Below are 25,321 nucleotides of genomic sequence, written 5' to 3' on the forward strand. Positions count from 1 at the left end.
CTTCCGGGATCGACTCTCTGCAGGTGGTCCCGTGACAACAGATATCATGACATTCCCCGGAAGCCTCATTGCCGCGGATAAATGGATAGTCGCCTCCTGGGATATTGAACAAGGGAAAAGCTGGCCTGACCTGCAACCGCTCTCTCATCCCTGGGTGCAGAACTATAACGCTGAGCACGGTCCGGCAGCTTATCGCGACGGCTGCCGCGTCAACGTAATCAACGGAATGGGCGTAACGCTTGGGGATTCCATCGTCGGGCTTTGCGTTTGCCACTATCTGAAGCAGCGCTATCGCAGTCTGACCATCAATATCGTGCGCCCCGCCGTTTTATCTTCCGCCGTGGAGGCTATCTATCGTGCGGCGATAACCGCCGGAATTATTGACAGCCTGGATCATATGCCCTGGCCGCTGGACCGGTGTCAGGATTTTGATATGAATATTGATATGGGTAACCAACTTTTCAGGGCAGATTTTCAGCGTCTTGAGATGCATGATTACTTCTTCCTGCATGCCGGGATCGCGCCTGACGAAGTCCTCGCTGAATATAAAAGCAATCGCTGGCTGGCTCTGAACAACGTCGATAAAACCCCCGCGCCGTATGTCCTGTTTTGTCCCGGGGCCAGTACCCCGCTGCGGGCGATTCCGGCCCGCTGGCACGCGCAGATTATCCGCGAACTTCAGCGTCGTTATTCGCTGCCGGTAAAAGGGTTCAGCTCGCAGGTCGTGGCCGGTTATGAAGATATCAGCCCGCAAATCACTACCAGCGCAGCGTTTATCGGGGCGATTGCTCAGGCAAGCGTTGTCTATACCGCGGACTCCTCGGCGCTGCATATTGCTGCCGCCTTTAACGTCCCGACGCGGGCCATTTTTACCTCGATCGATCCTGCGTTGCGCACGCGCTACTACCCCAGGACAGAAAGCGTCTGGACAGGCGATAGCGCGCTTCTGGGATATCATGCAACGTCAGACAGCGCCCTGCTGGCGCATTGCGAAAAACGACTGGACGATTTTTATCGGCAGGAAGGGTTTTAGGCCCGGCAACACCGGGCCTCTTAACGCTTATGGCAAGGCGGCTTTCAGACGTGCAACGGCTTCGCGCAGGCCTTCATTAGACACGCTGGCGTATGACAGACGCAGGGTCGAACGATTCGGTTCGCTGCAGTAGAAGAACTCGCCCGGCACATAGACCACGCCGTGCTCCAGCGTTTTGCTGAGCCAGAGCGTCGTATCAAACTCTTCCTTAAACGTCGCCCACAGGAACATACCGCCCAGCGGACGATGGAACGAGAGGCGGTCGCCCAGCTCTTTTTCCAGCTCGTGGCACAGCACGTCACACTTCTCTTTGTAAGAGGCGCGGATCAGTTCCAGCTGCGCAGGCAGACGCCCGGTCTGCAAATAATGCAGCGTTAAGGACTGGGACAGCGTGCTGGTATGCAGATCGGTGGCCTGCTTGAGGTTAACCACTGCCTGTTTTAACCAGTCCGGGACGATCAGCCAGCCAACGCGCGCACCCGGCGCCAGAATTTTGGAGAAGGTTGAGGTATAGATAACGTTATCCAGGTTATCGCACTCTTCGGCATAGCCGCGCAGGGTTTTAAACTGCGTATTGCTGAAGTTGATCTCGCTGTAGGGATCGTCCTCAATAATCAGGAAATCGTGGCGTTTTGACAGCTCGACCAGCTGCTTGCGGCGCGGTTCAGAGAGGGTTACGCCACCCGGGTTACCAAAGGTCGGGACGATATACACCGCCTTGATACGCTGACGCTGGACCAGGGCTTCAAGCTCGTCAACGTTCATCCCTTCCCCGTCGGTACTCACCGACTCCAGGGAGGCTTCCGCCAGCTGGAAAACCTGCAGAGCCGCCAGATAGGTCGGACGTTCGACAACAATCACATCGCCGGGATTAATCAGAGCACGGGCCAGGATATCCAGCGACTGCTGGGAGCCGGAAGTGATCAGAACGCTGTCCGCTGAACAGTGAATAGAACGATCCGCCACGATGCCGCAAATGGCTTCACGCAGCGCCGGGATACCTTCGCTAATCCCGTACTGGAAGGCTTCATTGACGTCGGAGGACATCACTCTGTCGAGCGCAATCTGCAGGCCTTCGGTATCAAATAGCTGCGGGTTCGGGATGCCGCCGCCAAGGGAGATCACCCCTTCCATCTTGCTGTGTTTTAACAGTTCTCTGATCGCGGACGGGTGCAGGTCTTTTACTCTACTGGCTAATTTCTGTGATGACATGTGTTGCGCTCTGCTGGGCTGTAACCCGGTTTATTATTAGAGGCGCTATGATATCGGAAAATGCTGAAGGAAACGACGCCCTTTCGGGCGTCATTGATTAACGCTGGGGATTAAGCAGCCAGGTGCCCGCCTGACTCACGGTGATGGTTTGACTACGGGTCTGCCCGTTACCCCGGAGAATAAATTCGTAGCGTCCCGGGCTTAACTTTAGGGAGGCAAAGCCGCTGACCGCCGGCATGACGTTACGCGCCTCGCCGTTGAGCGTGAGCTGTTCGCCTTCTTGCATGCGGATATAAATCTGCACCAGCTGCGGCGTCCCGCTATCGGCCGCTGCAGGTTCGGTCGTCGGGTTACCCGGGGTTACGGTGGTGGCCGTCTCTCCCTCTCTCGTAACGGCAGGCTCCGACGGCGAACCGCCACTGAAAATCAGGCCACCGACCAGAATACCCGCCAGTACGCCCGCAGCCACCATCCCCGGCACTTTATAGCGCGTCCAGGCGGCCACCACGGGAGGCTGTGCAGCACTCTCGACCGGAACCAGCATGGTGCCGGGGTTTTTGACCGTCGGGACATCGCCAATACCGGCAATCGGCAGGCCGAGCAGCGCGGCAAACTCTTCTATGGACTGGGGACGTGCGGCGGGCTGTAGCGCCAGAGCCCGATCGACCGCCTGCAGCAGCTCAACAGAATAGCCCTGCAGCTGGCGCTCTGCCAGCGGGAGCCAGGCATCCTGGATGCTGCGTACGACGCTTATCGGCGGCGGTGCGCCCGTAATCAGCGTATGCAGCACCGCGCCAACGGCGTAAATATCGGTCCAGGGTCCCTGCTCGCTTTCGTTATCGTCCGTGTATTGTTCGATAGGCGCATAGCCGGGACGCAGCATGGTTTCCGTTTCATCGACAAGGTTGCCGATCGTCTGCCTGGCCGAGCCGAAATCCAGCAGTACCGGCACCTCATTGTCCTGGATCTGGATATTATCCAGGGAAATATCGCGGTGCAGGTAGCCATCGTCGTGCAGGGTCTTTACGGCACCCAGCAGCATCGGCAGGACCCGGCGGATCCAGGCTTCGTCAATAGACAACGGCTGCTGCTCGTGCAGAGCCGCAAGCGTTGTGCCGCTGTAAAACAGCGTACCCATATAGGCCGTATCGTTCTGCACCCAGAAGCGCAAAACGTGCAGCAGATTAGGATGATTAAACTTTGCCAGCAGGCGCGCTTCCTGGATAAAGCTGCTTAGCCCTGCGGAAAAAGCCTTACTACAGCGCTCGCTGCGCAGCGCCAGAGTCATATCGTCGCCGCGCACCGCAAGCGTTGACGGCATAAATTCTTTAATGGCGATGGTGCGTTCCAGCTGATGGTCCCAGGCACGATAAACAATGCCGAAACCGCCACCGCCAATCGCTTCCTGTATTTCAAATTCGTTAAAGCGATAGCCGACCGGGAGCGCGTTCGGGACCGTCCGGTTATTCTCGTGATCCGTCATAAGGTCATTCTCTTAATGAAGAGTCCCGCGCCGACGCAGATCGTTTGACGCAAAGATGCGCTATGCATGGCGATTCCTCAATTCACAGTCCGGTAAGTGCCTGCCGCCGGATTACGCAGCTGCGGGTGCAGCGCATCAACCAGCAGAATATTCAGTTTTGTGCCTGGCTCAAGCCAGGGCGTCCAGCGCGCACGTACGGCGTCAAGGCGAGCGCGCAGCCGCACGTCGTCGCTGGCCATATCGCGGGGGAGTTCGACCGCCACCGTACCGTCGGCTTTCCAGCCGTTGAGTGCTGAGACATAGGGCAGGATCAGCCAGCTCTGGTCAGCGTTTTCCGCACTGACTACCATCCGTTCATTGTTGACGGAGGTGATCAGCAGGCGATCGGCATCGACCGTCTCACTCAGGCCGCTTACCGGGAAGCCGTGAACGAAGGTCATCGTAATCTGTTTCGTGCCGCCGTTGCCCTCCTGCGTGACTTCGCTGCGTCCGTTAAGCCAGCCGCCCTTCTCGCATTTCCCGTCCGCTTTCGCCGGGATAAACAGCGCGGAGGCTCCGACATCACCCTGCCAGAACGTCCGCAGATGGCAGCCGTCCTGAAGGGTAAACTCCTGCCACGGCGTGCGATCCGCAGGCTGTGACTGGCCGTCAGAGGCGGGGTCTGAATTTAGCGTCAGGGTTAAATCGCTGTGTATTTCCGACGCCCACTCTTTCTTTTTGCTGGCAGCCCCCTGTCCGAGGATCTGATTATCAGGGGCGGTAAACAGCCAGTTGACCTGCTGCAGGGCTGCGCACTGGCTTTCCAGCAGTGCGCCAAGACGCGGCATAAAGCTATCGAGCAGCGAGAGGTTTTTCTCACCGTTTGCGACGATGCGCAGCTGCAATGACTGCCCGCACCAGCTCTGGGTGGTGTTGTCTTTGATGTTGTCGATCCAGACATCCAGCTTCTGCGAGGGTGATTGCACAATTCGGTAGTTTTCAGCCTGCGCGCCGACAGAGACGGCAAGCAGGGCCAAACCCGGAAGCCAACGTTTCATAAAAATCCTTGTAAGTGTTTCTCAATCACCGGTTTTAACGGCGCAGCACTGCGCAGCCGCCTTATGACGATCATACGTTATCCGCCTCGCTTTGCGCATCTTTATACTGATTGACTTCCTGGTCATAGGCATGCAGGAAAGCCTCGCCAAACAGGGTGTGGAAGTCGTTGTCGATCTCACCGGCGGTTTTCCCGTAGCTGCGCACGAAATAGTCCCACAACGCGGCTTTACGAGCCAGTCGCGAGCTCACACCGTCGCGTTTTGCCGCCTCTTCCAGCCGCTCCGGGTCAAATGAGGCCAGCATCGCGTTAATAATGGCGCGGATCCCGGCGATCATCCCCAGCTGGTGCGCCTGCAGATCGAGCAGCGCATCGCGCACCGATTTATCCGCGGGCATAAAGCCCGGCATGCGGGTGCCGAACATCTGCATCAGCACGGTTTTACCGGACGGCAGCAGTTTGAACGGGTTATTGGCGTCGTCCAGCACCATCGTCATATCGGCTTTAACACCGCGCTTGAGGATGGAGCGCGAGGCCAACAGCGCCACGGTACCCTGCGAGAACATGCTGAACATCTGGCCCAGCTGCCGCATCGCTTCGCGATCGAACTGGGGCTGAGGCTGAACGTCGCTCAGCCCCATCCCTTCCAGTAATGCCTCAAGCAGTTCGCCCTCCAGTTGCTCGCCGTTCTTTTCACTGGCGATTGCGGGAGCGCTGTCGCCGGGGAGCGGATCGATACCCAGACGTCTTTTCGGGGGCTTCACGCCGCTTCGGGGAAGCGTCCGGGACGGTGTCTCTTCCACGGAGACCGGCAGCGCATCATCCACCGGGGCCACGGGCGCTGGCCTGTGGCGACTGCTGGAGATATTGTCGGAGATGGAGAAGCGTTCCATCAGCGTTTCCCAGACATCGCCGGGCACCGCCGTCGGCCTGCCTTCTTCCGGCGGCGACAGAGGCGTGGGCTGAGGTGCCGCCATCGCGGAGAGTCGGCTGACCGGTCGGGTATCGAGGATCGCATCGGCAATCGCAATACGATACTCATCGATGCTCAGCACGTCGCCATCCTGCAGCTCTGCCTGGCGATCGCGTTCAAGGGGGATATCATTGATGGCCATGCGGGTGACATTGCCACGGTTAGTGATATAGCACTCGCCGTCGGCGGTGATCCGAACAATCGCCTGTAGTCGCGAAATGCCCCGTGCGTCATCGGGCAGCACCAGACTATTGTCGGTTCCGCGACCGATGGTGCCGCCCGGCGAGTAAAAGTCACAGCTGCCCTGTGGCGGCTGGTGACCGGGTTTGGTCGAAATAATGGTGAATCGCATAGCGTATTCCTGCTCAGTATGAAACGCGCCACAGCGGTCTTCATGACGAACAACGTCGGTACCGCGCGGGCTAAAAAGTCATGCAAAAGCGAAAAGAAATAAACAACGTTCAAATGCTGTACGCGGGAGCGTAGACAGAGGTTCCGGCGGCGCGCTCCCCGCACGGCCGGAAATCAGGTCGGTCAATTAGTCGAGGATCCAGGTTCCACTGCTGGCGTTCTTACAGGCTTTACTGTTGCCGTCTACGTTGACGCAGGTCGTCTTCTGACGCGCTTTCAGTCGCGGCGTCTGTTTGCGGACGGTTGCCTCATACAGGGCGCTTTTCACCACCGCGCGTAGCGGAACATAGCCAATGAGCTGCTCCGGGGTGTCTTCATCCGCCAGCGCCAGCCAGTTGTGTTCCACCTGGCCGAGCACGATATAGGTTTTTCCGGTTTGCAACTGACGAATAAGCTTTCCGCCGTAGTCAGGACGACTCATTAGCGATGCTGGATAAAGCGCGCGATTGGCTTCGTTAACCGGCTTAAACTCCGTCGGCGGTGTGACAACGTAACGATGGGTCAGCGTCATGCCGTTTACCTGGCTGGTCACAATAGTATCGTCATTTAATGGCGGACCAGAGGGCGCCCTACAGCCCGCAACACTCATCACAAAAAGAAGGGCTAACGCAATTCGCATATTCATAGCAGTTTTCCATTGCAAACATATGATTGTACTTGGCTAAACAGCCGGCAACCCGATCCCATCATCCGATAATGCGGACTAAAACGCGGCATCCACCGGGCTTCAGAAAACCATCATTATCGTTACAATCTATTGAATACTACAACATAATTTTACCGCACTATGGGTGCAGTTCAAGACTGTCCTGCCTGACGAGCACGGGAATTAACGCGCCGCTGCGCGATTATAGGATTTATCGCATGGTCGTTTCAGGCTTCGTGCGATATAGCGCACGCTATTACGCCCGCCGAAGCGGGCGCAATTCATTAGCGGGAGAGCTGATAATCGAGGGTGATTTCGGCCTTCAGCACCTGCGACACCGGGCAGCCTGCTTTGGCTTTATTGATGATTTCATCAAACGTCGATTCCTCAATCCCTGGAACAGCCACCTTACTGTGCAGCGCGATTTTGGTAATCGCAAAGCCGCCGTCTTTTTTGTCCAGCGACACATCGGCTTCGGTGTCGATAGACGTCGGTGTAAACCCGGCCTCACCCAGCATCAGCGACAGGGCCATTGAGAAGCAGGCCGCGTGAGCCGCACCAATTAACTCCTCCGGATTGGTGCCCTTCGCACCTTCGAAACGGGTATTAAAACCGTAGGGCTGCTGGTTCAGCACGCCGCTTTCGGTCGATACGGTCCCTTTCCCGCCTTTGATATCGCCTTCCCAGTGGGCCTGACCCTTCTTGTGAATCGTCATCGTTCCACTCCTTTTTGACTTACGAATGGTTAAGTATAGACACTCGGCGGCCAGAAGCAGGTTAATGTGAGATTCGACAGCTCCACTGCTCGTTATCCACGCTCTGGCTGGTTGCCAGATGGAGAGAGAGCGAGGCGCCTTTCACATAAGTGACGCTGTATTCAAAAATCACATCATCGACATTGCTGGCAATACGTTCAATACGAAACATGGCGCTGCCTTCGGGAACGGACAGGATCCTTGCCCGTGCCGCGTCGCAGACGACCGGCGCATACTGCTCGTGCGCCCGGGTGGGTGAAAAACCGAAGCTCTGACGTAGCTGGGTATATAACGATCGGTCTTCATCAATACGGCTCATGCCGTTGTAGACCCGGCCGTTTAACCAGCTCAGCATATGCCCGACGACGTTATCGCCCTGCTGAATGGTGCGCTCCAGCCGTAATACCTGGGTGCCAATCGACACACCCATTTTCTCCGCTACCCGACCGTCGGCCATGGTCGGCAGAAATGAGATGACCTCAAAGCGAACCGGCCAGGGATCGATAAAGGCAACCAGGGTATCCGGCAGATCGTTATATTGCTTAAGGAGCGCATCGCGGTTAATAAAGGTGCCTTTGCCCTGCTCCCGGTACAGCAGGCCGGTAGTGACCAGGGCATCAATCGCCTGTTTGATGGTGCCCCGCGCCACTTTAAATTCATCCGCCAGCAGCAGTTCGCCCGGCAGGCGGTCGTCATACGTAAAAGAGATAATCCTTTGCAGAATGATCTCTTTTATTTTCAGGTATAAGGGGAGTCCATCTGACTCGTACATGCATAAACTCCGCTCAGAGATAGTGTATCTGGTCGCACCAGCTTGCCATTATATCCTTATTTATTTGCTGATTTCCGTCTATGTTCGCGCTCGCCAGCACCGGCGGCACCTGCCCACGTGCAAGCATCATCTCGCACAGGCGCAAAACCAGGCTGTTGGCAAGGGTCGCGCCCATGATGGTCGATAGCGGTGCGACCTTCTGCGCCATGCCCGGCAGACTGACCGCCGCATCGCCATAATCGCAGTGGTTATCGAGGGTAACATCGGCAAGATCGGCAAGGAGTTTGCCGCTGGAGTGACGCGACGTGACCTGCGCCGCCGTTGCCAGGCTGGTGATAGCCACCAGGCTGACGCCCCGTTCCCGGGCGGCCAGCGCCACGTCGATGGTAATGGCATTACGCCCGGAGACGGAGTGGATCAGCAGCGTATCGCCACGCTGCAGCGGAGAGGCTTCCACCAGCACCCGGCCCAGCCCTTCTACATTCTCCACGGCGCTGGTAAGCGTCAGCGGACGCACGTTCAGCATCAGCGCCGCAGAGAATAGCGGATTAACAATCGCCAGCCCGCCTGCGCGATAGCTCATCTCTTCAGCAAGGATCCCCGCATGGCTGGCCCCGAATACAAACAGGTTCCTGCCCTGCGTTACGCTTTCCAGCATCAGACCCGCAGCGCTGTCGATCGTCGCCTGCTGTTGCGCCAGTGCGCCGAGCTTCTGCTGGATCTGCGTATAGTAATCACGTAACGCCTGGCTCATCGAGGCTCCTTAGAAGGTCAGCAGTCGGGTTAAGGCACCGATCAGCGGTGCCAGCACGAACATATCGCTGTCACCGGCCCAGAGTGCGGTATCCGGAATGGTGTCGTTAATAAAGAAGCTCACGCAGAAATATTGCCCCCAGGCGACCACCGTGGAGGTGATAAACCCGGCCAGCAGCGCCCCTTTATAGCCGCCGGTGATATTGCCGAACACGCCCGCCGTGCCCGCATGGAAGAAAATCACGATCATGCTGGGAATAAAGACGTAGCCGGTGTAGTGGCCGATCAGCGTCAGCCACAGCAGCGAGCCGACAAAGGCCCCGACAAAGCCCAGCACCACCGCGTTCGGCGCAAAGTTAAACAGGATCGGACAGTCCAGCGCGGGCCGTGCGCCGGGCACCAGACGCGAGCCGATACCGTTAAACGCCGGGACCATTTCACCGATAAACATCCGCACGCCGAGCAGGACCACGGCGATGCCGCCCGTAAACATCAGAGACTGTTTCAGGGCATAAATATAGAAGCTCAGATCCCCGGACTGGGCGAGAATTTCTGCCGCCTTTGGCGTGCCCTTAACCTGCAGGATAAAGGTACCGACAAAAAACAGCAGGGTCATGGTGATGGCGGTTACCACGTTAGAGTCACGCAGGAAGCCGAGTTTTTTCGGGACCTGGATATCTTCAGAATTGATCGCATTCCTGGCGAAGATCTTACCGAACAAGGCGCCGAGCAGCGCCACGGAGGCTGAAGTGTGCCCCAGAGCGACATTGTCGTTGCCGGTGATTTTACGCACCCACGGCTGAACCATTGCCGGTTGCAGAGTCCAGTAGACGCCCATAATCACCGTAAGCATCAGCGTCAGCTGCACGCCGGAAATTGCCGGATTGCTGTTAACCATAATCCCGGCGAAGATCATCGTGGTCCAGAACATCATATGGCCGGTCAGGTAGATATATTTAAAGCGGGTAATACGCGCCAGCAGCAGGTTAAGCGCAAAACCGGCGGCGATCGCAATCGTCACGCTGCTGCCGTAGCGTTCGCTGAATTTTACCTGCCCCATAATATTGGTCAGGCTCATGGAGCTAAGCCCGAAGACTTCGGTCCAGATTGGCTGGAAGATCAGCAGCGCGGAAACGATAATGCCCGCGCCCGCGCCGATAATCAGAAAGCCGAGAATGCCCTTCAGCGTGCCGGAGACAATATCCGCCAGCGGTTTTTTCTGCAGTACCAGCCCCAGCAGAACGATAAGCCCAATCAGAATAGACGCTTCACCAAAGATATTGACCGTGATCCAGTGCAGAACGCCGATAAACTCGCTCATCTCAGGCTCCTTCGCTCAGCACGCCGGCATCGGAGAGCGCCTGGGTGATTTCCCGGGTATCGATATAGTTGTTCACCACCATCACCGGGCAGGAGAGATGGCGCAGATTATCAACCAGCTCCGCATTGGTGATCACCAGATCCGCACTGGCGGATGAGGCTGAAGAAACATCCATATGCTCAACTGACGCGCTAATTCCTTTATTCCTCAGCACCGATTCCACGTTCATTTTCAGAATCAGGCTGGAGCCCATCCCCAAACCGCATACCGTAAGTATTTTCATTGTTATGCCCCGCACGAAGTTAACTGTGTGTAAAACACCGGAAAATCTGATCAGGATCGGAACTGTTTAAAAGAAGATGCAGGGCGGATTCGTCACCCAAAAGCGTAACCAGTTTTTGTATTAACTGGATATGTTCATCCTGGCCGGTTGCGGAAAGCCCCAGTACCAGTCTCACCGGGTCATTTTCGGTGTGGCCGAAGACTACCGGCTGGCGCAGGCGAACAACGCTAAGCTGCGCCCGCAACGCCCCCTGCTCAGGGCGCGCATGCGGCATGGCAATCCCCGGGGCGATCACAAAATAGGGGCCAAACTCACGGTAGCTGGCCAGCATCGCCTGCACATATTCCGCCGAGCACGCGCCGCTGGCGAGCAGCGCATTGCCCGCGGCAAGAATGGCTTCGTCGGGCGTGGCGGCCTCGTTATCAATCAGTATTGCCTCGCGGCTAATCATAGTGGACTTCCTGTCAGATGACGGCGAATAGAGAGTAGTGTTGTTTCCAGCGCACGCAGCACCAGCGCCTCGCCTTTTTCTACGGTGGCGTAGCATGGGTTTCCCAGCACCGCGTAGGATGAAAACTCGGTCCAGCGCATCGGCTGCCAGGCGAAATTAGCGGGGAATTCAGGATAGTGGGCGCGGGCCTTGTCCATCTGCACATGCTCAGGCGCCAGGGCCAGCATCAGCGACGTTTCGATTTCGTCGGCGTGCATATACCCGGCTTTGGCTATCGGCGTTTCGCGCAGCAAATTCGCCAGCTCATCCGTTCCGGCCCAGCTGTAGCTCAGCAGCGTGATACCCTGCTCTTTAAGCGCACGGGCCGCCGCTTTCATGGCGTCGAAATTACCGTAGTGGGCGTTGATCACCGCCAGGCTACGAATACCGTAGCCTGCCATATTGCGCGCCAGGTTCTGCAGCAAACCGCTGAGTAAATCATTGCCGATATCGATAGCGCCGGCGTGCCCCTGTAATGACCAGACCTGGCTGAACGGCAGCGTCGGCAGCATAATGGCGTCGTCGCCGAGCGCCGCATCAATGCGCTCGCAAAAGCGTTCAGCCAGAATATTGTCCGTATCCAGCGGCAGGTGATCGCCGTGCGGCTCTACCGCGCCCAGCGGCAGCAGCGCAATGCGCGCACGGGCAAGCGCCGCGCCCGCCTGCGCTTCATTCAGGGTATGCAGTTTCATGGGCTCTCTTAGCCGAAGGAAAAATAGCGTGCCGGGTTTTCAACAAAGAATTTATGCAGCAATGCCTCGCCGTCAAAGCCGGCCTCACCGGCTTCTTCGACAAATCTTGGCCGCCAGTCCGCCAGGATAAACTTCAATCCCAGCCCCCCTTTTCCATAGTGGGCACTCATGCTTTTACGGGCAAAATCGCCCCCGATCAGGATCTGATTTTGGTACCCTTTTTTACACAGCGCCAGAATCGCTTCGGTGCGCACGTGCTCAGGGTGATATTTAATCCGGCTGATCCCGTCAAAAGAAAGAAACGCCCCGGTGTTGGCGATTTGACGGTGCAGCCATGGATCGGGGTTACGGTCCATATGAGCAAAGCATAAGCGGGACATATCAAGACCCAGCTCGTTGAAAATACGTGTCTGTTCCAGGGCCATGGTGCCCATTTCGGTGTGGCTGTGCATCGGCGCGGACGTTTGCTGCTGCGCACGCACAATGACTTCCATCGTTTTACGTTCCAGCGGAGAAATGGCGTTATAACCGGTGCCGCACTTCACAACGCCCGCCCGGTATTCGGTGCCTTCAATCCCCTGCGTGACTTCGTGTACCACGTGTTCAATCAGGGCATCGAGGGGCGAGTTATCGATCCATTCCGCAAAGCTCTGATTCGTGCCCGGTCGGTTGGTACTCCAGAGAAAGCCTTTGTTAAAACCGGCGGTGGCAATAATCTGCACCTGCTGGCGACGAGCAATTTCTGCCACCACGCTCACCTGACGGCCATAATCCGGCGCGGTCGCATCATAGAAAGACTTCCCACCCGCCAGGCGAAAATCGGCCAGTTCCCGTTCAGAGGCCTCCGGCGAATCCAGCAGCAGATCCTCATCTTTGCGCTCCGCCCAGTAGGGAGGAATGCAGTAGATATGGTCGTGACTGTAGGTCACGCCCAGCTGCCCTGCCGGAATATCACCCTCTAACGTGCGAACAAAACCCATAACGCCAGCTCCTGGAAACCATTGATCTTGTGTATACAAATTAGAAGCCGTTCACTTGATCAGTCAAGTGATCAAGTTCGCAAATTAACCAAACCTATAAAAAGGTGGGGGTAAGATAAGAGAGAGTTCTGAAAAATTGATGTGCGCCCTTGCCATTGCCGGTCAGATGCGCAAGTCTTTCAGACACGGCCACTGCGCCGCGACACGATAAGGTTTACGTTTACCCTTGAAACTATTTGCAGGATTAAGGAGTCAGAATGAAATCGAACCGTCAGGCACGTCATATCCTCGGACTGAACTACAAGCTCTCGAATCATAAAAAAGTCACCCTCGATAACCAGCAGGAAACCGTGGTGCCTAACGCGACCGGCAGAAAACGCCGCAAAGACGCCAAATAATCGTCGCTACCTTCCCCGAACACCATCGTTCACCCCACGATGGTGTTTTTTATTGTCCCTTTCTCGTCTGTACACACAGTTTCTCACCATTTCATTAACACTTGCTTTATACTTTGCGCGCCGCAGTTTCCGCCAGCCCGCACGCAGGTAACCGTGCCCGGGCCGCAGTGATGACAAAGGAGTTAGTGAGATGTTACTCAAGAATAAAAAGAACCGTTCCCTGTACATTCCCTATGCCGGCCCGGTTCTGCTGGAATTCCCGCTGCTTAACAAAGGCAGCGCGTTCAGCATGGAAGAACGCAGCAACTTCAACCTGCTGGGGCTGCTGCCTGAAGTGGTGGAAACGATTGAAGAACAGGCGGAGCGCGCCTGGCTGCAGTATCAGGGCTTTAAAACGGAAATTGATAAGCATATTTATCTGCGTAACATCCAGGACACTAACGAAACCCTGTTCTATCGACTGGTGCAAAACCATCTCGATGAGATGATGCCGGTTATCTATACCCCGACCGTTGGCGCGGCCTGCGAACACTTCTCCGAAATTTATCGTCGCGCGCGCGGCGTGTTTATTTCGTACCAGAATCGCCACAATATGGACGACATTCTGCAGAACGTGCCCAACCACAATATCAAAGTGATCGTGGTTACCGACGGCGAGCGTATTCTCGGTCTGGGCGATCAGGGGATCGGCGGGATGGGTATTCCCATCGGCAAACTCTCTCTTTATACCGCCTGCGGCGGCATCAGCCCGGCCTATACGCTGCCGGTGGTGCTGGATGTCGGCACCAATAATCAGCAGCTGCTTAACGATCCGCTCTATATGGGCTGCCGTAGTCCGCGTATTACCGACGACGAGTATTACGCCTTCGTTGACGACTTTATCCAGGCGGTGAAACACCGCTGGCCGGACGTTCTGCTGCAGTTTGAAGATTTCGCCCAGAAGAACGCTATGCCGCTGCTGCAGCGCTACCGCGATGAGATCTGTTCATTTAACGACGATATTCAGGGCACCGCGGCGGTGACCGTCGGAACGCTGATTGCCGCCAGCCATGCGGCGGGCAGCCAGCTGAGCCAGCAGAAGATTGTCTTCCTTGGCGCAGGCTCTGCGGGCTGCGGTATCGCCGAGCAGATTATCGCCCAGATCGTGCGTGAAGGCCTGAGCGAAGAAGAAGCCCGCCAGCGCGTCTTTATGGTCGATCGCTTTGGTCTGCTGACGGATCAGATGCCGAATCTACTCTCCTTCCAGTCGAAGCTGGTGCAGAAACGTGAGAATCTGCAGGGCTGGGACACCAGCAGCGAAGCCCTTTCCCTGCTTGATGTGGTGCGTAACGTGAAGCCGGATATCCTGATCGGTGTTTCCGGCCAGACCGGGCTGTTCACGGAAGAGATCATCCGCGAGATGCATAAGCACTGCCCGCGTCCTATCGTGATGCCGCTCTCTAACCCGACTTCCCGGGTGGAAGCCACTCCGCAGGATATTATTGCCTGGACCGAAGGTGCCGCGTTAGTTGCCACCGGCAGCCCGTTCGCCCCGGTGGCGTGGAAAGATAAAATCTATCCGATTGCCCAGTGTAATAACGCCTATATCTTCCCGGGAATTGGCCTGGGCGTGATCGCCTCCGGCGCGTCGCGCATCACCGACGACATGCTGATGTCGGCCAGTGAAACCCTGGCGAAGTACTCTCCGCTGGTCAACAAAGGCGAAGGGCTGGTGCTGCCGGAGCTGAAAGATATTCAGCCGGTGTCCAAAGCCATCGCCTTTGCCGTTGGCAAAATGGCGCAGCAGCAGGGTCTGGCGGCGAAAACCTCGCCGGAAGCCTTACTGCAGGCCATTGAAGATAACTTCTGGCAGCCGGAATACCGCAGCTACCGTCGAACCTCTATCTGACGAACAAAACGGGCGCACTGAGCGCCCGTTTTTTTAGCGCGCTGGCGTCATTTCCCCGACGTCGCTATACTCCCTTCATCGATCAACCCACTGAATATAAAAAGGAGGACCCCATGCTGTACTGTGAACTGTTTAATGTTTCACATACATTTGGCGATCGTGCCTGCTCAAGCGTTATCCGTGTCGTGCTGCGATAACTTCTGCTTGAGCGAAGAAGCCAACCACTAACTCCCTTCTCTCGGGCTTACCGGGTTATCGTCAGCGATGTTTGACGAGGCATTTCCATGCCTGTAACTCTTGAGTAAGCAAAATGAGTACTTTACTAACTGCACAATCCTTACGTGTTGATACGGCCTTCGGGACGTTGTTCGACGCCCTCTCCTTTACCCTGAAAAAAGGCGATCGCATTGGTCTGATCGGCGATAACGGCTGCGGCAAAAGTACGCTGCTGAAGATACTTGATGGCAGCGATGCGCCAGCCTCCGGCGTGGTTTCGCTGGCCGGTCACTGCCTGATGGCACGCATTGAGCAACATCTGCCGGAATCGATCTATCCTCTGACCATGCTGGATGCGGTACTGGCACCGTTGCCTGCCGCCGAACGCGACGGCCTGCGCTGGAAAGCGGAATCGCTGCTGGCAAGCATGGGATTTACCGTGGCGGATATGGCCCTGCTGTCGGCGACCCTGAGCGGCGGTCAGCATACGCGGCTGCTGCTGGCCAGGGCGCTGATCCGCGAGCCGGATTTACTGCTGCTTGATGAACCCAGCAACCATCTCGATCTGCCCACGCTGCTGTGGCTGGAGCAGTTTTTGCAGCGCTGGCCTGGCAGTTTTGTGCTGGTCTCCCATGACAGGCAACTGCTGGACGCAGTGACCAACGGCACCTGGATCCTGCGCGATAAAACGCTGCACGCTTTCACGCTGCCCTGCACCGCCGCCCGTCAGGCGTTGGCGGAAAGGGATGAAAGCGACGCGCTGCGTTTTAAGGCCGAGCAAAAGGAGATCGACCGGGTCTCCGCCAGCGCTAAACGGCTGGCCACCTGGGGTAAGGTCTACGACAACGAAGATCTGTCCCGCAAAGCCAAACAGATGGAACGACAGATCGAACGGCTAAAAGAGAGCCAGACAGAGGTGACGGCGGGCAGTCCGTGGACGCTGACCCTGCGCGGCGATGCGCTGCGGGCGGACAGACTGCTGGAGATGGAAAATCTTGCCGTGCCCCCTGCGCCGGGCCTGCCCGCGCTTTTTACCACCGATATCGCCAGGCTGAAAAGCGGCGACCGGGTGGCAATCGTCGGGCGTAACGGCTGCGGTAAGTCATCCCTGATGAAGCTTATCTGGCAACAGTTTTGCGCAGGCACCCACGAGGCTGAACTGAAAATCCATCCGCGTGTTAGCCTGGGCTACTACGACCAGACGCTGCACCAGCTGCCGGACGACGCAACCCTGCTCGATGCGCTGGAGCCCTTCGCACCCCATCCCGGGGAACGAAAAATGGCATTAATCAGTGCCGGGTTCCCGTGGGCGCGTCACGGACAGAAAGTCAGCGTGCTCAGCGGCGGGGAACGTTCAAGGCTGCTGTTTGTTGGCCTGACGCTGGCACGCTACAGCCTGTTGATGCTGGATGAGCCAACCAACCACCTGGATATGGAAGGCAAAGAGGCCCTGACCGAAACGCTACAGCAGTTTGAAGGTGGCGTATTGCTGGTCAGCCATGACCGCCAGCTGATAAGCCAGAGCTGTAACCGCTTCTGGCTTATCGAAGACGGCAGGCTAAGCGAATGGCACGACGCACAGGCGGTATTCGAACGCCTGCGCGACGGCAGCGGCCTGAATGCTGCGCCCGCGGAATCAGCGGTCAACGTCAGGGTACAGGAACAGTCAGAGGATCTGCTGGAACGGCTGATTATGCTGGAAACCCAGCTTGAGGACGATCTGGCGCGCAAACCGAAGCATCAGAAACCGCTTCTGCAGGCGCAATGGCGTAAGGAGATTACGGCGATAACGGCCAAACTGTAGTTCAGCGCCCGGCGGAGAATTCCGCCGGGCCTGTTTCATTACTGCGGATTTTTCGCTTTCCAGGCATCCCATGCCTGTTTGATTTCCTGCTTCGCGGTCGCGGCATCGTTAAAGCCGTTCAGCTCCACCTTTTTGCGCCCTTCCGGCAGCTCTTTATAGACGCGGAAGAAGGCTTCCAGGCGCTGCTGCTCAATCTTCGGCAGGTCACTCAGCTCTTTAATATCGTCGTAGGTCGGGTCAATTTTGCTGGCCGGAACGGCAACGATCTTGTCGTCTTTCTCCCCGCCGTCGATCATTTTCAGGACGCCAATCGCACGCAGTTTGATCAGCGTGCCCGGAGCCAGCGGCGCACGGGTATAGAAAATCACGTCCAGCGGATCGCCATCACCCGCCAGGGACTGGGTCAGCGAGCCGTAGTTCGCCGGATAGGCTACCGGCATGGACTGGAAGCGGTCGGCGATAATAAAGCCAGTTTTAGCGTCGGTTTCGTATTTAATGATGCCGCCCGCCGGGATTTCGGTGACCGCATAAAACTCGTCCGGGTTGTTTTTCGGCTGCGGAAACTCAAGAATATTTTGTGCCTGAACGGAGGCTGACAGAAGAACGCCCACGGCGATCAGTTTTTTGACCAGATGCATTGTCTTTTAACTCTTCGGTTATTGGGAAGAAAACACCATACGGTGGCCAGATGTCAGCCCTGTGACAGTTTTTTGACGGAAATATTTAACGCAAACCCAAAAGAAAAACTAATCAATTAAGGGTTTTTACTTAAATTAAATCCCCATTAAATTATTACATTGTGTTGCTCCAGGCTTGTCACGGCCATTAAAAGTGTTAATCCTTAGGGGGTAAGGTGTCTCTCAGGAGATATCTTACCTGCCTCGCAGATGCTCATCATAAATAAGGAGAAACCTATGAAAGCGGCTGTCGTGACCAAAGACCATCAGGTAGAAGTAACAGACAAAACCCTCCGCGCGCTGAAACACGGCGAAGCGTTACTGAAGATGGAATGCTGTGGCGTATGCCATACGGATTTGCATGTTAAAAACGGTGATTTCGGGGATAAAACCGGCGTTATCCTCGGTCATGAAGGCATTGGCGTCGTACGTGAAGTCGGGCCGGGCGTCACCTCCCTGAAACCCGGCGATCGCGCCTCCGTGGCCTGGTTTTTTGAAGGCTGCGGACACTGTGAATACTGTAACAGCGGCAACGAAACCCTGTGTCGTGACGTAAAAAATGCCGGTTATTCCGTTGATGGCGGGATGGCAGAAGAGTGCATCGTGGTCGCCGACTACGCGGTAAAAGTGCCGGACGGTCTGGATTCTGCCGCCGCCAGCAGTATTACCTGCGCGGGCGTGACCACCTATAAAGCCGTTAAGATTTCAAATATTAAACCCGGCCAGTGGATCGCGATTTATGGTCTGGGCGGTCTCGGTAATCTGGCCCTGCAGTACGCCAAAAACGTCTTCAATGCCAAAGTTATCGCTATTGACGTTAATGACGAACAGCTGAAGCTGGCCGCTGAGATGGGAGCCGATCTGACCATCAACTCCCGCAGTGAAGACGCGGCAAAAATCGTGCAGGAAAAAACCGGTGGCGCACATTCCGCCGTGGTGACTGCGGTGGCAAAAGCGGCCTTTAACTCCGCGGTCGATGCCGTGCGCGCCGGTGGCCGCGTGGTCGCCGTCGGCCTGCCACCGGAAGCCATGAGCCTGGACATTCCTCGCCTGGTGCTGGACGGTATTCAGGTCGTGGGCTCTCTGGTGGGCACCCGTCAGGATCTGATTGAAGCCTTCCAGTTTGCCGCTGAAGGTAAAGTGGTGCCGAAGGTTGCCCTGCGTCCGCTGCAGGATATCAACGCCATCTTTAAAGAGATGGAAGCGGGCCAGATCCGCGGCCGTATGGTGATCGACCTGCGTCATTAATCATCGCAGGACACTGATACAAAGGGGCGAAAGCCCCTTTTTTCATGCTAAGCTCAGAGGATAACTTTTCCACTGAGGCCTACCCTATGAACCCGAACATTCCCGGACTCGATGTCCTGTTTATTGCCGGCTTCGGCCCCATCCCCCGCAGCGTCAGCGACAGTCAGGCGTTTTATCAGCAGACCCTGGGCCTGCCTCTTAAAGCGATGGAGGGCAACCCCGATTATCTGCTGACCGAGCACGGTGCCATCGAGGGTGTAAATCATTTTGCGCTCTGGCCGCTGCATCAGGCGGCGCAGTCCTGCTTTGGCAGCGATATCTGGCCTGAATCTCACGCGATCCCGCAGAGCTGGATCGAGTTTGAAGTCGCCGACCTCACTACCGCCACCGACGTGCTGCTGGCGAAAGGCTACTCGCTGCTCGTCGTTAACCGGACAGAGCCCTGGGGACAAAGCGTGACCCGCCTGCTTGGCCCGGAAGGCATTCTGGTCGGCCTGACCATCACGCCCTGGCTGCGCGATCCGGCATAAAAATCTGATCATTGCGCCCGTCCGACCTTAAAAAATGTTATAAATCGGCCCCTTAGTTTTTTAAGAGGTTAACGCGGGCGCAGGATGACAAAGCAAAAAGCAACGCTGACGGGTCTGGTGGCCATCGTACTCTGGAGCACGATGGTCGGGTTAATTCGCGGGGTGTCTGAAGGATTAGGCCCGGTCGGCGGCGCGGCGATGATCTATACCTGTAGCGGCCTGCTGCTGCTGGTCACCGTCGGTTTCCCTGATTTACGCCGCTTTCCTCCCCGTTATCTGCTGTCTGGCTCTCTTTTATTTGTCAGCTACGAAATCTGTCTTGCCCTGTCCCTCGGCTACGCTGCAACCCGTCATCAGGCCATCGAAGCCGGGATGGTTAACTATTTATGGCCGGGGCTGACGATTCTGTTCGCCATTCTTTTTAATCGCCAGAAAGCGTCCTGGCTGGTGATCCCCGGCCTGCTGCTGGCCGTTATTGGGGTCTGTCGGGTACTCGGTGGCGATAGCGGCCTTAATATTGCGGATATCACCCGCAATATTGTCTCCAGCCCGGTCAGCTATCTGCTGGCATTCAGCGGGGCGATAATCTGGGCCGCCTACTGCACGGTCACCAGCAAATATGCCGGGGGCCACAACGGCATTACCTTCTTTATTCTGCTCACCGCCGTCAGTCTGTGGCTGAAGTATCTGTTCAGCGAACAGCCGCCGATGCACTTCACCCTGCCGACGCTGATACAGCTGGCGATGGTGTCGATTGCGCTGGGCTTCGGCTATGCCGCGTGGAATACCGGGATCCTGCACGGTCATGTGCCGGTGCTGGCCGCCGCATCCTACTTTACCCCCGTGCTCTCCTCGGCGCTGGCCGCACTGATGCTAAATGCCCCGCTCTCCTGGGGATTCTGGCAGGGCGCGGCCCTGGTCTGCGGCGGATCGCTGCTGTGCTGGTACGCCACCCGCAAGGGCTGAGATTTACGCCGTCTCCCTGACTTTCGCCAGGCTAAACCAGATACCGAAAGCCAGCAGGAGCAACATCACCCCGGCGCTGCCCAGCGCCACGCTGTGAGAGTTCACAAACGCCGATTTTGCAGCCTCGGTCACGGCGTGACCGAGTGCGGAATCTAATGTCTGCGCCAGCTGTATCGCCTCGCCAATTGAGGACCCGGCCAGCTGCGTCTGCTGCGGATCCAGCCCTGCGGGAAGCTGAATAGAGGCGGAAAAACTGCGGCTTAGCAGCATGCCGAACAGCGCGATCCCCAGTCCTGCCCCCAGCTCGTAGGCCATGGTTTCAATGGCCCCGGCCGCGGCGGCTTTCTCTTTCGGCGCGGCGGCCATAATCGCCGCCGTCGACGCCAGCAGCGCGCTGGCGGCGCTAAAGCCCAGCAGGGTCATTAACCCCCACGCCTGCCACTGCTGGGTGCTGAAGTCGGTGACCGACAGCCCCAGAAAACTGAACGCACTCAGCGCCATACCGCCGGTCGCGACCCGACGCAGGCCCAGACGTGAAACCAGCAGCCCGGCAATCGGTCCGCTAAAGCCGCTGGCCAGCATGACCGGCAGCATAAACAGCCCGGCTTCAAACGGCGTTTTGCCGTGCACAAACTGCAGCTCCTGCGCCATCAGCAGCTCGAACCCCACCAGGGTGACCATCGCGGTGATCGCCATCATCACGCCGCTGAGGATCACCCGATGAGTAAACAGGCGCATATCGATCATCGGGTTTTTCGCCGCCAGCTGAATGCGCACGAACGTCGTCAGCAACACGCTACCTGCCAGCAGCGCCACGGCGGGAAGCCAGGGTCCCTGCAACCCTTTCAGGGCCGTTTTTGCACTCCAGACCAGCAGCAGGATCGCGGCAATCAGCATCAGGGCATGGGTCAGATTCAGAGTCTGGGATGCCCGTCCCGTCTGAGCGGGCACCACGCGCAGGGTTAATACCATCACCAGCAGCACGATGGGAACGTTAATCAGAAACACCGATCCCCAGTAAAAATGCTCCAGCAGCATCCCGCCGACCAGCGGGCCAAAGGCCGCTCCGCCGGATCCGACCGCCGCCCAGACGCCGAGAGCCATATTGCGGTGACGTGCTTCAGAGAACGTGCTGCGGATCCCGGCAAGCGTTGCCGGAACGATCATCGCCGCGCCGATCGCCAGCAGCGCACGGGTGGCAATCAGCCACTCTGCGCTGGTCGACAGCGCCGCCAGCAGGGAGGCCAGTCCAAATAATCCGCTGCCGATAAGCAGCAGGCGTTTAAAGCCGATGCGATCGCCCAGCGCGCCCATCGGCAGCACCATTCCGGCCATCACCAGCGAATAAATATCAATAATCCACAGCAGTTCGTTGCCGCTGGCACCCAGGCTGAGGCTCAGCGTCGGCGCGGCAACGTGCAGCACGGTGGCATCGATAGCCACCGGAATATAAACGAGGACGATAACAATCAGCGTTATCCATTGACGAAACATAAACTTAGCCTCAAAAAACATTCCTGGACACACGTCCAGGATGCCGATCCTGATGTAAAGTTGAACGCATGTCCAGCTTTTTGTTATTATCCTCCCACTTCCACCGACACAGTAGAAATCATGGGTTATCTGAACCGCGACGAACGCCGCGACATTATTCTCCAGGCGGCGATGCGCCTGGCCTTAGAGGGTGGTTTTGCCGCCATGACGGTGCGCGGCGTGGCCAGCGAGGCCGGGGTTTCTTCAGGCCAGGTCCACCACCACTTTACTTCCGTCGGGGAGCTAAAAGCCCAGGCGTTCGTCCGTCTGATTCGCGACTTTCTTGATATGGAACTGGTGGCGGAAAACGCCAGCTGGCGTGAACATCTGCATGCCATGCTGGGCAGCGACGATGGGCGGCTGGAGCCCTATGTCCGCCTGTGGCGCGAGGGCCAGATCCTGGCGGATACCGATGCCGATATTAAAGGGGTCTATATTCTGACCATGGAGATGTGGCATACCGACACGGTAGCGATTATTGAGAAGGGTCAGGCCGCCGGAGAGTTTCGTCGCAGCGATAGCGCCGCCCGTATTGCCTGGCGGCTGATCGGCCTGGTCTGCGGCCTTGACGGTATCTGCGTCCTGGGCATCGGCGGCATGGATATGGCCGCCTTTGACCGGTATCTCGACCGGGCCATTACCCTGGAGCTGTGCTAGCCTTCGTTGACCGGAACGACCGCGGCAAGCTCATTAAGAGTGACACCGTAACGTGGCCCATCTACCGCCACCCCAAAGCGGGTCGCCAGCACTTCGCGTAGTGCCTGCGCATCCGGCAGCGTGACCTGCTCCGCCACTTCTCCGCTGCGCGTCCAGTGGGTAAAGAGGAAATTATTCAGGGTCAGTTTGCTGCCGTCCGCCAGATGCAGGCTGTAAATCAGGTGATGACGGAAATGGGATGCGGGCCAGTTAGCGGACCAGAAATTGCCCATCTGGTAATCGCTGAAGTAACGCTGGACCTTATCGAAGCGGTACATGGGCTGCCAGCGATCGTGATGCTTAAAGGCGAGGATCCAGTCGTCGCCTTCACGCTGCAATTGATACGTACCGTGCGGCGTGGTCTGGATATCGTCCTCTTTCAGACGGATCGGTGCGGTCAGCGTCTGGCTACCAAAACCGACATCCGCCAGCCACTGTTCACCGTCGAGCGTCACCAGCAGTACCCGATGGGTTAACGGTGGCATCTGCTGTGGTCCGGAGAGCACCACTCTGCCCAGCAGGCTGCGCACCTCAAAACCCACCTCTTTTAATGCCCGTTCAAAGAGCCCGTTCTGCTCAAAACAGTAGCCGCCGCGGCGTCCGTGCAGCAGCTTCTCTTCCAGCGCCTGCTCGTCGAGAAGAATTTCCCGGTGCAGCAAAACATCCATATTTTCAAACGGGATCGCACCGTTATGCAGCAAATGCAGCGCCCGCAGGGTATCGATGTTGACCTCTGCGGGGCCGGTCCAGCCAAGCCGGGAAAAATACGCATCCAGAAACGCACTCATAACAGACTCCATTAGTAGATTTGCCCCTGTTATAACGCATTATTTTTTCCCGACCGGCGTTTTTGTGCGCTTAGCGTGCCCGTCTCTGCATTAACCAGAGCGCCGTTAACATCAGCAGCATACCGCTGACCAGCGTCAGGCTGGCCATCGCCATTCCCTGACCGACGGAGCCCTGCTCAAACTGTCGCCAGATAAACACCGCCACCGTCTGCATTCCCGCCGGGGCTAACAGCAGCGAGGTCACCAGCTCGCGGGAAGCCACGGCAAACACCATCAGCATCGCCGCCAGCATGGCCGGAAACACCAGCGGCAGGACAATTAAGCGTAGCGCACGCAGTGGCGTGGCCCCGTGCACCCGCGCCGACGGCTCCAGGTTTCCACCAAGCTGGCGCAGCGCGCTGCTGACGTAGCGAACCGGCCAGGGCAGCAGCAGGCAACAGTAGGAGAGCAGCAGAATTGCCCAGCTGTTGTAGGGCGATACAGGCCAGAAACTGCGGTTCCACAGCAGAATCAGCCCTACGCCGACCACAATACCCGGCAGCGCGGCCGGGATCAGAGAGAGCGCATCGATAATGCTTCGCCCGCGGATCTTCTGCACCACCACCAGCCAGGCCGCCAGCAGCCCAATCAGTCCCGTAATCAAAGAGGCAGCCAGCGCCAGAGAAAGACTGGTGCCCAGCGCCGACAGCGCATCGCCCTGCTGGGCAAAAAGCGCCGAATAGTGGTTAAGCGTCAGGTTATCGACAGCCACGCCGCCGGAAAGCGTCGACAGCAGGCCGGTCAGCAACATCGATGCGCCTGGCAGACCGACCGCCAGGAAAGCCACCGCCAGCATCAGGATGGTCAGCGGCCAGCGAAACAGGCCCGCATCGGCACCGGCAGATTCCACCGGCTTGCCGGTTATGCTGGTTACCTCTTTATCACCGACCAGACGACGCTGTAGCCACCATCCGCACAGCGCGACGGCAATCAGCAGCAGTGAGAGCAGCGCAGCACCCGGCATATCGATAGGCCAGTCCGCCAGCTTTTTCTCAATACCGACGGTCAGCATTACCACGCCAGCACGGGAACCGAGCGCGGCGGGCACGCCATACTCTTCAATGGCCAGGGTAAAAGCCAGCAGCATACCGGCGGCCAGCGCCGGGGCGGTCATCGGCAGCGTAATATGCCAGAACGCGCGCCATGCGGACGCGCCGTGCACCCTTGCGACCAGCGCCAGTCGTTGCCCGCTGGCCATCAGGCTGCGCGACACCGCGAAGTAGATAACCGGGAAGATATTGAGAGTCATCACCAGCATAATGCCGGTGCGGCTGAACAGCAGATCGTTAAGATCCATCCCGGTCAGCTGCGCCAGATAGCCGTTGTGCTGCAGGACCAGCGTCCAGGAGAGCGCGGCAATATAGGGCGGCGTCAAAAAAGGCAGGACAAAAAGCAGATCCCAGAGTGCCGCACCCGGTAAACGGAACAGGCCACGCGCCACGCCCAGCGGCAGACCGATAAGCGCACTGCACAGCGCCACGCCCAGGGCAATCCACAGGGTTCCGCCGAGCATCGCAGGCAGCTGCGGATCGCGGATCAGCGGCAGCACGCCGCTAAAGGGCTGTGCCAGCGATCCGGCGCTAAAGTGGGGGAAAATGGCCTGCAGCACGATAAATAACAGCGGCAGCGCCACCAGGACAATCAGCGAGATTGTCGTAAAAAGGGGGATGAGTCGTTGTTTCACCAGCGTATCCTGCA

At 57.5% G+C, this 25,321-nt stretch carries 25 protein-coding genes; 8 read left to right on the plus strand and 17 right to left on the minus strand.

Going from position 1 to position 25,321, the window contains the following annotated elements; translation table 11 throughout:
• Positions 1-31: 31 nt before the first annotated feature.
• A complete protein-coding gene (locus tag EDF81_RS03055) occupies positions 32-1,033 on the plus strand; it encodes a glycosyltransferase family 9 protein (RefSeq protein WP_184999455.1) in 1,002 nt (333 codons plus the stop codon).
• 27 nt (positions 1,034-1,060) lie between these two features.
• On the opposite strand, the gene EDF81_RS03060 is transcribed toward EDF81_RS03055, so the two are convergent.
• The 13 genes from EDF81_RS03060 to EDF81_RS03120 form a co-directional block, all read right to left on the minus strand.
• Positions 1,061-2,245 (minus strand): PLP-dependent aminotransferase family protein, encoded by a 1,185-nt coding sequence (locus EDF81_RS03060; RefSeq protein ID WP_123346141.1) that lies wholly within the window; start codon positions 2,243-2,245, stop codon positions 1,061-1,063.
• Between the two features lie 97 nt (positions 2,246-2,342).
• A complete protein-coding gene (locus EDF81_RS03065; RefSeq protein WP_123346143.1) occupies positions 2,343-3,728 on the minus strand; it encodes a serine/threonine-protein kinase in 1,386 nt (461 codons plus the stop codon).
• 77 nt (positions 3,729-3,805) lie between these two features.
• Entirely contained in the window at positions 3,806-4,765 is a 960-nt protein-coding gene (locus tag EDF81_RS03070; protein ID WP_123346145.1) for a hypothetical protein, read from the minus strand.
• Positions 4,766-4,835: 70 nt separating this feature from the next.
• Positions 4,836-6,089 carry a type VI secretion system-associated FHA domain protein TagH gene (gene tagH, locus EDF81_RS03075; RefSeq protein ID WP_123346147.1) on the minus strand — a complete coding sequence of 418 codons (1,254 nt, stop codon included), beginning with the start codon at positions 6,087-6,089 and terminating at the stop codon, positions 4,836-4,838.
• 186 nt (positions 6,090-6,275) lie between these two features.
• Complete coding sequence (locus tag EDF81_RS03080) at positions 6,276-6,773, minus strand: SH3 domain-containing protein (RefSeq protein WP_123346149.1); 498 nt, start codon at positions 6,771-6,773, stop codon at positions 6,276-6,278.
• A gap of 305 nt (positions 6,774-7,078) precedes the next feature.
• Complete coding sequence (locus EDF81_RS03085) at positions 7,079-7,510, minus strand: OsmC family protein (protein WP_123346151.1); 432 nt, start codon at positions 7,508-7,510, stop codon at positions 7,079-7,081.
• A gap of 61 nt (positions 7,511-7,571) precedes the next feature.
• Positions 7,572-8,321 carry a GntR family transcriptional regulator gene (locus tag EDF81_RS03090; protein ID WP_123346153.1) on the minus strand — a complete coding sequence of 250 codons (750 nt, stop codon included), beginning with the start codon at positions 8,319-8,321 and terminating at the stop codon, positions 7,572-7,574.
• A 13-nt stretch (positions 8,322-8,334) separates the two neighbouring features.
• Positions 8,335-9,075 (minus strand): sugar isomerase domain-containing protein, encoded by a 741-nt coding sequence (locus EDF81_RS03095; protein ID WP_123346155.1) that lies wholly within the window; start codon positions 9,073-9,075, stop codon positions 8,335-8,337.
• Between the two features lie 9 nt (positions 9,076-9,084).
• Positions 9,085-10,395, minus strand: coding sequence for a PTS ascorbate transporter subunit IIC (locus tag EDF81_RS03100; RefSeq protein ID WP_123346157.1), 1,311 nt, complete (start codon positions 10,393-10,395; stop codon positions 9,085-9,087).
• 1 nt (position 10,396) lies between these two features.
• Positions 10,397-10,678 carry a PTS sugar transporter subunit IIB gene (locus tag EDF81_RS03105; protein WP_123346159.1) on the minus strand — a complete coding sequence of 94 codons (282 nt, stop codon included), beginning with the start codon at positions 10,676-10,678 and terminating at the stop codon, positions 10,397-10,399.
• A gap of 19 nt (positions 10,679-10,697) precedes the next feature.
• Positions 10,698-11,129, minus strand: a complete 432-nt coding sequence (locus EDF81_RS03110) for a PTS sugar transporter subunit IIA (RefSeq protein ID WP_123346160.1) — start codon at positions 11,127-11,129, stop codon at positions 10,698-10,700.
• Positions 11,126-11,860, minus strand: coding sequence for a creatininase family protein (locus EDF81_RS03115; protein WP_123346162.1), 735 nt, complete (start codon positions 11,858-11,860; stop codon positions 11,126-11,128). The genes EDF81_RS03110 and EDF81_RS03115 overlap by 4 nt, the downstream gene beginning before the upstream one ends.
• 8 nt (positions 11,861-11,868) lie before the next feature.
• Positions 11,869-12,840, minus strand: coding sequence for a phosphotriesterase (locus EDF81_RS03120; protein ID WP_123346164.1), 972 nt, complete (start codon positions 12,838-12,840; stop codon positions 11,869-11,871).
• A 257-nt stretch (positions 12,841-13,097) separates the two neighbouring features.
• On the opposite strand from EDF81_RS03120, the gene sra reads away from it, so the two are divergent.
• The 3 genes from sra (at position 13,098) to EDF81_RS03135 (ending at position 17,146) form a co-directional block, all read left to right on the plus strand.
• The gene (gene sra / locus EDF81_RS03125) at positions 13,098-13,238 is read left to right on the plus strand and encodes a stationary-phase-induced ribosome-associated protein (RefSeq protein WP_123346165.1); all 141 of its coding nucleotides are present in this window, start codon (positions 13,098-13,100) and stop codon (positions 13,236-13,238) included.
• Positions 13,239-13,428: 190 nt separating this feature from the next.
• Entirely contained in the window at positions 13,429-15,126 is a 1,698-nt protein-coding gene (locus EDF81_RS03130) for an NAD-dependent malic enzyme (protein ID WP_123346167.1), read from the plus strand.
• A 310-nt stretch (positions 15,127-15,436) separates the two neighbouring features.
• Positions 15,437-17,146: an ABC-F family ATP-binding cassette domain-containing protein gene (locus tag EDF81_RS03135; protein ID WP_123346168.1), complete on the plus strand. Its 1,710-nt coding sequence runs from the start codon at positions 15,437-15,439 to the stop codon at positions 17,144-17,146.
• A 38-nt stretch (positions 17,147-17,184) separates the two neighbouring features.
• On the opposite strand, the gene EDF81_RS03140 is transcribed toward EDF81_RS03135, so the two are convergent.
• Entirely contained in the window at positions 17,185-17,784 is a 600-nt protein-coding gene (locus EDF81_RS03140; protein WP_123346170.1) for an inorganic diphosphatase, read from the minus strand.
• 276 nt (positions 17,785-18,060) lie between these two features.
• Here EDF81_RS03140 and adhP point away from each other — a divergent pair, with 276 nt between their 5' ends.
• From adhP to yddG, 3 genes are all read left to right on the plus strand, one after another.
• On the plus strand, positions 18,061-19,071 hold the full coding sequence (gene adhP, locus EDF81_RS03145) for an alcohol dehydrogenase AdhP (RefSeq protein ID WP_123346172.1): 1,011 nt from the start codon (positions 18,061-18,063) through the stop codon (positions 19,069-19,071).
• A gap of 86 nt (positions 19,072-19,157) precedes the next feature.
• Positions 19,158-19,601, plus strand: a complete 444-nt coding sequence (locus EDF81_RS03150; protein WP_123346173.1) for a VOC family protein — start codon at positions 19,158-19,160, stop codon at positions 19,599-19,601.
• A gap of 84 nt (positions 19,602-19,685) precedes the next feature.
• Positions 19,686-20,567 carry an aromatic amino acid DMT transporter YddG gene (gene yddG, locus EDF81_RS03155; RefSeq protein WP_123346175.1) on the plus strand — a complete coding sequence of 294 codons (882 nt, stop codon included), beginning with the start codon at positions 19,686-19,688 and terminating at the stop codon, positions 20,565-20,567.
• A 3-nt stretch (positions 20,568-20,570) separates the two neighbouring features.
• Here the strand turns inward: yddG and EDF81_RS03160 are convergent, their stop codons facing one another.
• Positions 20,571-22,061, minus strand: coding sequence for an MFS transporter (locus EDF81_RS03160; protein ID WP_123347657.1), 1,491 nt, complete (start codon positions 22,059-22,061; stop codon positions 20,571-20,573).
• Between the two features lie 120 nt (positions 22,062-22,181).
• On the opposite strand from EDF81_RS03160, the gene EDF81_RS03165 reads away from it, so the two are divergent.
• On the plus strand, positions 22,182-22,757 hold the full coding sequence (locus EDF81_RS03165) for a TetR family transcriptional regulator (protein ID WP_123346177.1): 576 nt from the start codon (positions 22,182-22,184) through the stop codon (positions 22,755-22,757).
• Here EDF81_RS03165 and EDF81_RS03170 read toward each other — a convergent pair.
• Positions 22,754-23,584 carry an arylamine N-acetyltransferase gene (locus EDF81_RS03170; RefSeq protein WP_123346179.1) on the minus strand — a complete coding sequence of 277 codons (831 nt, stop codon included), beginning with the start codon at positions 23,582-23,584 and terminating at the stop codon, positions 22,754-22,756. The two genes, EDF81_RS03165 and EDF81_RS03170, sit on opposite strands and share 4 nt — an antisense overlap.
• 70 nt (positions 23,585-23,654) lie before the next feature.
• On the minus strand, positions 23,655-25,307 hold the full coding sequence (locus EDF81_RS03175) for an iron ABC transporter permease (protein ID WP_123346181.1): 1,653 nt from the start codon (positions 25,305-25,307) through the stop codon (positions 23,655-23,657).
• Between the last annotated feature and the right edge of the window lie 14 nt (positions 25,308-25,321).

Origin of the sequence: Enterobacter sp. BIGb0383 (assembly GCF_003751845.1) — a bacterium.
Classification (GTDB): domain Bacteria; phylum Pseudomonadota; class Gammaproteobacteria; order Enterobacterales; family Enterobacteriaceae; genus BIGb0383.